The organism is Argonema antarcticum A004/B2 (genome assembly GCF_023333585.1).
Taxonomy (GTDB): domain Bacteria; phylum Cyanobacteriota; class Cyanobacteriia; order Cyanobacteriales; family Aerosakkonemataceae; genus Argonema; species Argonema antarcticum.
The window spans coordinates 1-6,304 of sequence record NZ_JAIQZN010000183.1; the positions used below are offsets into that span (position 1 = coordinate 1).

Here is a 6,304-nt window from a genome sequence, read left to right on the forward strand (position 1 = left end):
AAGTGTTAAAGCGTTATATTCAGGAGCAAGAAAAGCCGTGCTAGAAGCACGGGGTTTTAAACCCAAATTTTTGATAATTTCAACTGAGGGACTCATGACCGCAAAAGATCCTATTTCCTTCCCACCTAAAGAATAGATATAGGGGAGCAGAGGGGAGGGGGTAAGAGGAGCGGAGGAGTAGAATCTTCCCCTTTTTCCTCTTCCCTCTTCCCTCTTCCCTCTTCCCTAGCCCCTAGCCCCTAGCCCCTAGCCCCTAGCCCCTAGCTATACCTGTAACTAATGCAAAAACAGAATGAAATTTTAATTTAGCGTCGGCGGTCTTGCAATTTGCGATAAACTGCTTTCACATCAACGCGATGGTGAGCTAAGGCAACCAAAGTATGATAAAATAGGTCGGCAACTTCGCCTGCGATCGCCTCTTTATCATCATCCTTGCAAGCCATCACCACTTCAGCTGCTTCTTCCCCAATCTTTTTCAAAATTTTGTTATCGCCACCATCTAGCAGCTTGCAGGTATAGGAATTCTCTGTGGGATGGTCGCGACGATCGCAAATTACCTCAAACACTTGCGACAAAGTATCCGGTGGTGGGGCTGCCTTTCCCCCATCTACTTGATGAAAACAACTCCGCTCACCCGTGTGACAGGCAATATCTCCCACCTGTTCAACACCAATCAGCAGCGCATCGCTATCGCAGTCATAGCGAAGACTTTTGACATTCTGGACGTGGCCGGACGTTTCCCCCTTGGGCCACAGTTCGGCACGCGATCGACTCCAAAACCAGGTTCTTCCCGTTGAGAGAGTTTTTTGCAGCGACTCCCGATTCATCCAAGCCATCATCAACACAGTGCCATCCAGATAATCCTGGATAATTGCTGGCACCAATCCGCGTTCGTCGTAGCGGATTTGCTCGATCGGGATAGACTCGGTAAAGGTAGTTGAATCCACAGCAGACATACATTTGGTTGAGGAGCAGTTTTTGTTGGCGATTCGGTTTCACCGGATCTGGGTGGTAGCCCAGCTCGCTCACTCGACCACAATATCATGCTTTGCCCACCTGCTGAGTTGGCATGAGCTAGTGTTTTCCCGCTCTGAGCCAATATTGCCAAAACTTAAGCTAAAAGTGGTTTGGGACTTTCACCCATAATGGTACTGTTAAGACTTACAGCCTGAGTTCTCACAGCGCACCAAGCAACCTGGTGAGCTTTGGACTCTTCGCCATACCAGTGAATGGCGCAGTTAAACGCAGCTCGGTATAATTCTTGGGCCGCCTCAGAAAGGCGATCGCGCACATCGGCAGGTAAATCTTGATTCGTTTTGTATAACATCGTGGTTATCGGTGCTATATAGGATAATTTATGAGCTTAATAGGCTTCTACACTGCTTCCCAACTATCCTTAGATAGACCTTTAAGCATCAAAGCCGGGATAAAACTCAACTAAGGAGATAATTTTGGTGACCACTTCTTTTAAAACCACCAAATCAGAAGAGATTTTTGCAGCCGCCCAAAAGCTGATGCCGGGAGGCGTCAGTTCACCTGTGCGAGCCTTCAAATCAGTGGGAGGACAACCAATAGTATTCGATCGCGTCAAAGGCGCTTACATCTGGGATATCGATGGCAATCAATACATCGACTACGTTGGCACTTGGGGGCCATCAATCTGCGGTCATGCCCATCCTGAAGTGATCGAGGCCCTGCACAACGCCCTCGAAAAAGGCACCAGCTTCGGCGCTCCCTCCGTGCTAGAAAACGTCCTCGCTGAAATGGTCATCGATGCCGTTCCCAGCATTGAAATGGTGCGCTTTGTCAACTCCGGCACAGAAGCCTGCATGGCAGTTTTGCGCCTGATGCGAGCCTTCACAGGACGCGACAAAATGATCAAGTTTGAGGGTTGCTACCACGGTCACGCCGATATGTTTTTGGTCAAAGCGGGTTCCGGCGTCGCTACACTAGGCTTACCGGACTCTCCAGGCGTCCCCAAATCGACAACTGTCAACACCCTGACAGCTCCATTCAACAACCTAGAAGCTGTCAAAGCTTTGTTTGAAGAAAACCCCAACGAGATTGCTGGGGTAATTTTGGAACCAGTAGTGGGCAATGCTGGCTTTATCCCGCCCGATGCAGGGTTTCTGGAAGGCTTGCGCCTGATTACGCGAGAAAATGGCGCTTTGCTTGTATTTGATGAGGTGATGACCGGCTTTCGGATTGCTTATGGCGGTGCCCAAGAAAAATTTGGCATCACCCCGGACTTGACGACTCTAGGTAAAATTATCGGTGGCGGCTTGCCTGTAGGAGCCTATGGCGGACGCAGAGACATCATGTCGATGGTTGCACCATCTGGGCCGATGTATCAAGCTGGGACGCTTTCCGGTAATCCTCTAGCCATGACTGCTGGGATTAAAACGCTGGAATTGCTGCAAAAATCAGGTACTTATGATTATCTAGACCGGATTACTAAAAAGCTCTCTGATGGTTTGCTGCAAATTGCCAAAGAAAAAGGCCATGCAGCCTGCGGCGGTCAAATCAGCGGTATGTTTGGTTTGTTCTTCACATCTGGCCCCGTCCACAATTATGAGGATGCCAAAAAGTCAGAAACAGCGAAGTTTAGCCGTTTCCATCGCGGTATGTTAGAGCGGGGGATCTACCTTGCGCCGTCGCAGTTTGAAGCTGGGTTTACTTCTGTGGCTCATACAGAAGAGGATATCGATCGCACTTTGGCAGCAGCAAGAGAAGTGATGTCTAGTATTTGACGCTTCTAGTCTGTACTGTAAAACTGGTTCTCACAATTGGTTTTTGTCAGTAGTCAGTTGTCGGTTGTTAATAGGATTGACTGCTGACAACAAACTATCGATCCATCTCAAAAGGTATTTTTGCGCTCTATGTTGCGACGCAAACCATAAGATAACGGTCTATTTTCGCGATCGACTGCTGTACTATTGGAAGAAGATGGGTTACTCGGAACAGGTGGCTGTCGCCAAAAAACGAACGGTATGCTGAGGAGTCCCAATATCGTTACCACGATCGCAGTTAACCAAACCATCAAGCGACTCGGCTGATAGTCGCTGCTCTCAATTTGCCGAAAAACTTGGTTATAGTGCCATACAGATAGACCAATAATCACAATGGCAACAATTACCAGACTCAAGCCAAGGTTTTGAGAGTTAATAAAAGAATTGCTAACCCTATTCTTTCCAGTAACGGCAGATTCCAGTTCCCGCAGAAATAAGCCAAAGCGAGCGATCGCAAAGCCAAACCCGATCAGAGCAATGGAAGTACGCAACCAAGCCAGAAAAGTACGTTCGTTAGCTTGATGCTCTCGCTGGCGGTCAATTTTTGGCATTCTGCCCATTTTCCCGAAGTATAGCAATTTGCTATATTAGCGATAGTTTGTGAATTGCAAGTCAACCGGAAAGTCTTCTTGTTTCAATCGCTGAATAACCAATTGCAAGTCATCTTTGGACTTAGCGGAAACTCGCACGGCATCTCCTTGTATCGCGGCTTGTAACTTTTTAAACTCGTCGCGAATCAATTTGGTAATTTGTTTAGCAATTTCCTGACTTATACCCTTTTTGAGTTTTATTTCTTGACGAACGCGATTGCCACTAGCTGGTTCAACTTTGCCGTAGTCAAATATTTTTAGAGAAAGATTGCGCTTAGCTGCTTTTGTTTGCAGAATTGTGTGAATAGCGCTTAAAGTAAATTCGCTGTCGGTGTTAACAGTAATCTCCTCTTTCCCTAATTCCACGGTAGTTTTTGTGTCTTTGAGGTCGTAGCGGCTTTGAATTTCTCTTATGGTTTGGTCTACAGTATTGACCAATTCTTGATAGTCAAAGTCGCTAACAATGTCAAATGAATAGGTAGAAGCCATAACAAGTTGGTGATTGGTAATTGGTAATTGGTAATTGGTAATTTAAAATTTCAGATTTCAGATTTTAGATTTGAAATCTGAAATTTACCATTACCTAATGACTAATTTGTATTAGCTTGCAGCAGACTAAAGATGATTAGAGTAGCGGTGCATAAGCTGCCAATGCCGAACATGAGCGATCGCGCGAGCGGTATGTTCGCAATATAAAAAACCGAGTGTAGCAACCTCGCCACCAGAAATGCTAGAGCAGCTCCCACCGCCAGCGATCGATCCACACCAGTCACGTAAGCCATCAGCGCTGCTGGTGCAAACAGCATAAACGCTTCAAACGCATTTTGATGCGCCCAAGTTGCTCTTTGAGCAGATGGGGGCAGTCGATCGAACACCGCTCTGGGAGCCGCTAAAGCTTCTTTTCCCAAGCCCAGACGGGCATAAGCCACCAGCACAAAGGGGGCATAAACTAGAACAGCGGCTATGGCGATACAGTACAGAAAAATAGTAGGCACCGGAAGTTGCGATAGCGTCATTCGATTTGGGATTTGAGATTTTGGATAATGGAATTAACCCCACAACTCAAGTTTGGAGAGCTACTGAAACCTTTTTGGTTTTCGGTCAAATCGACTAGACAAATTCCAAATTGAAGAATTGCAATTTGCCCACTCTCAAATCTGTTAGCACAGCCACGCATATACTAATCAAAGTAAAACAAAGTCACTAATTTTCGTTGATCTTCGGCATCTTTACAGGTTTGTAGCAGTGTGCGGCTGTCATGAAAAGCAAAGCAAATCAGCTGCTGGCACCTAGATACAATTTCCTGATTGCAGAGGGCGCTAGCTTCACCCAGAGACAGATGATCGTTTTCTGGTTTTTCTACCAAGTGCATCACCTGTTCGAGCTGCTGGCGCGATTCTAGGGGCTGACGCTCTAGACTTTGGGGCAGGATTACCGTTAATAACTTGGCATCAGCCCGCATTGCGCCCCTTATGGCAGCTGCATTAGTACCCGTAGCACCAGAGGTGATCAGCAGATTGCCGGATAACACCAAGGCATAGCTCATCATCTCTATTAAGTGCTGATGGGTAATGGGAACGTGGCGAGATCCCAAAAGAGCAATACGCTTGGAACCCGTTTGCTGGATCGTCGCTAGTTCTTGGACTAATTCATCAACTTTTGGCAACTCTATCGCTTGATTCAAGGACGGTTTAAGACTGAACAACCTTGATATTTTAACAGACTGGTTACGGTAGCGTGACAGCAGGCTGTAGTCCCAGTTTGCCTATTAACCGATCGATGTCAAAGTGTTCTGCCATTAACTGGCGCACGCACTGCACTTTGATCGGTTCTTGCAGGCGCACCTGACCGAAAGCGTGGTTGATAATTTCTACCGTTGTGAGGGTATCCAGGTCAACTGACAAAATCGGAATCTCTAAATCTTCAGCGCGAGTGAGGATAAAGTCGGGCGGAGGTACGTGCCCGGTCAAGATCATACACTGGGTGGAAGTTTCTAGAGCTGCCAACTGGATATCCGCGCGATCGCCACCAGTAACCACGGCCATATTCCTGCCTTTGCGGAAATACTTCAAGGCCGAATTTACATTCATCGCACCAATGGTCAGGCTTTCCACCATCAGATCCAAACGGTCCGATCGGCAGATCACCTCAGCATTCAGTTGGTGTACCAGTTCTCTGACGCTGACACTGCGTAGCAAAGCACTCCGAGGTAGAATTCCCAACAGAGGAATATTTCGCCCCTCCAAAAATGGCTGAATCTCTGTTTGAGCCATTTCCAGCTGTTTAGCGGGAACATCGTTTAGCAAAACGCCCAGCAAGCGATCGCCCAACCGCTGCTTTGCTGACAATATCTTATGCACCGATACCACCGATTCCAAACGGGCCACCAGCAGAATTGAGGCATCAACCACATCTGCTACCTCCAGCAAGGACATTTCAAACAGACTGCCCTCATCCAGAGTACCCGGCCCTTCCAGCAACGCCAGTTCTCCACCCTGAACCTGGCGATATTGCTCCAGTTCAAAGCGATAATCAACCGGATCTTGGCCTCTGATGCGTTTAGAAATCGTTGCTTCATCTAGAAATAAAAGCGTTTTCAGCAGTCGATTCTCTGGCAGGTTGAGATTCTCGGCCAAAAACCTGACATCCTCATCTATACCATCGGTGCGATCGTCACTCCAACAGGTTCCCAGCGGCTTACCGTAGGCAATATCCAGTTTTTTTTCCTTTAACTGGTGGGCTAATCCCAAGATGACCGCTGACTTGCCACAATAAGACTCGGTTGACCCAATCAGCAGATATTTAGCAGATTTCGGCACACCCTCACTCCTAATTTTGATTTGTGTAACCGTTCGATTTTTGCTAACATTCATTAACAAAAACTTCCTGTTTCATCTGGGACTGTCGGCAGCACCCCATCCACAA

Annotated in this window: 8 protein-coding genes; 1 reads left to right on the forward strand and 7 read right to left on the reverse strand. The window is 47.2% G+C overall.

Annotated features, from left to right (window positions below; all coding sequences use genetic code 11):
* Positions 1 to 305 precede the first annotated feature (305 nt).
* Positions 306 to 956 (reverse strand): bifunctional phosphoribosyl-AMP cyclohydrolase/phosphoribosyl-ATP diphosphatase HisIE, encoded by a 651-nt coding sequence (gene hisIE, locus LAY57_RS34705; RefSeq protein ID WP_249071891.1) that lies wholly within the window; start codon positions 954 to 956, stop codon positions 306 to 308.
* A 155-nt stretch (positions 957 to 1,111) separates the two neighbouring features.
* A complete protein-coding gene (locus LAY57_RS34710; protein WP_249071892.1) occupies positions 1,112 to 1,327 on the reverse strand; it encodes a ChaB family protein in 216 nt (71 codons plus the stop codon).
* 124 nt (positions 1,328 to 1,451) lie between these two features.
* Between LAY57_RS34710 and hemL the strand changes: the two genes are divergently transcribed.
* Positions 1,452 to 2,750 (forward strand): glutamate-1-semialdehyde 2,1-aminomutase, encoded by a 1,299-nt coding sequence (gene hemL, locus LAY57_RS34715; RefSeq protein WP_249071894.1) that lies wholly within the window; start codon positions 1,452 to 1,454, stop codon positions 2,748 to 2,750.
* A 107-nt stretch (positions 2,751 to 2,857) separates the two neighbouring features.
* Here the strand turns inward: hemL and LAY57_RS34720 are convergent, their stop codons facing one another.
* The 5 genes from LAY57_RS34720 to LAY57_RS34740 all read right to left on the reverse strand — a co-directional run bounded on the left by LAY57_RS34720 (position 2,858) and on the right by LAY57_RS34740 (position 6,252).
* Entirely contained in the window at positions 2,858 to 3,340 is a 483-nt protein-coding gene (locus tag LAY57_RS34720; RefSeq protein ID WP_249071896.1) for a YidH family protein, read from the reverse strand.
* A gap of 36 nt (positions 3,341 to 3,376) precedes the next feature.
* Positions 3,377 to 3,868 carry a YajQ family cyclic di-GMP-binding protein gene (locus LAY57_RS34725; protein WP_249071898.1) on the reverse strand — a complete coding sequence of 164 codons (492 nt, stop codon included), beginning with the start codon at positions 3,866 to 3,868 and terminating at the stop codon, positions 3,377 to 3,379.
* A 101-nt stretch (positions 3,869 to 3,969) separates the two neighbouring features.
* Entirely contained in the window at positions 3,970 to 4,395 is a 426-nt protein-coding gene (locus LAY57_RS34730) for an MAPEG family protein (RefSeq protein ID WP_249071900.1), read from the reverse strand.
* Between the two features lie 164 nt (positions 4,396 to 4,559).
* Positions 4,560 to 5,063, reverse strand: a complete 504-nt coding sequence (locus LAY57_RS34735) for a DNA recombination-mediator protein A (protein WP_249071901.1) — start codon at positions 5,061 to 5,063, stop codon at positions 4,560 to 4,562.
* 43 nt (positions 5,064 to 5,106) lie between these two features.
* The gene (locus tag LAY57_RS34740; protein WP_275994507.1) at positions 5,107 to 6,252 is read right to left on the reverse strand and encodes a phosphotransacetylase family protein; all 1,146 of its coding nucleotides are present in this window, start codon (positions 6,250 to 6,252) and stop codon (positions 5,107 to 5,109) included.
* Between the last annotated feature and the right edge of the window lie 52 nt (positions 6,253 to 6,304).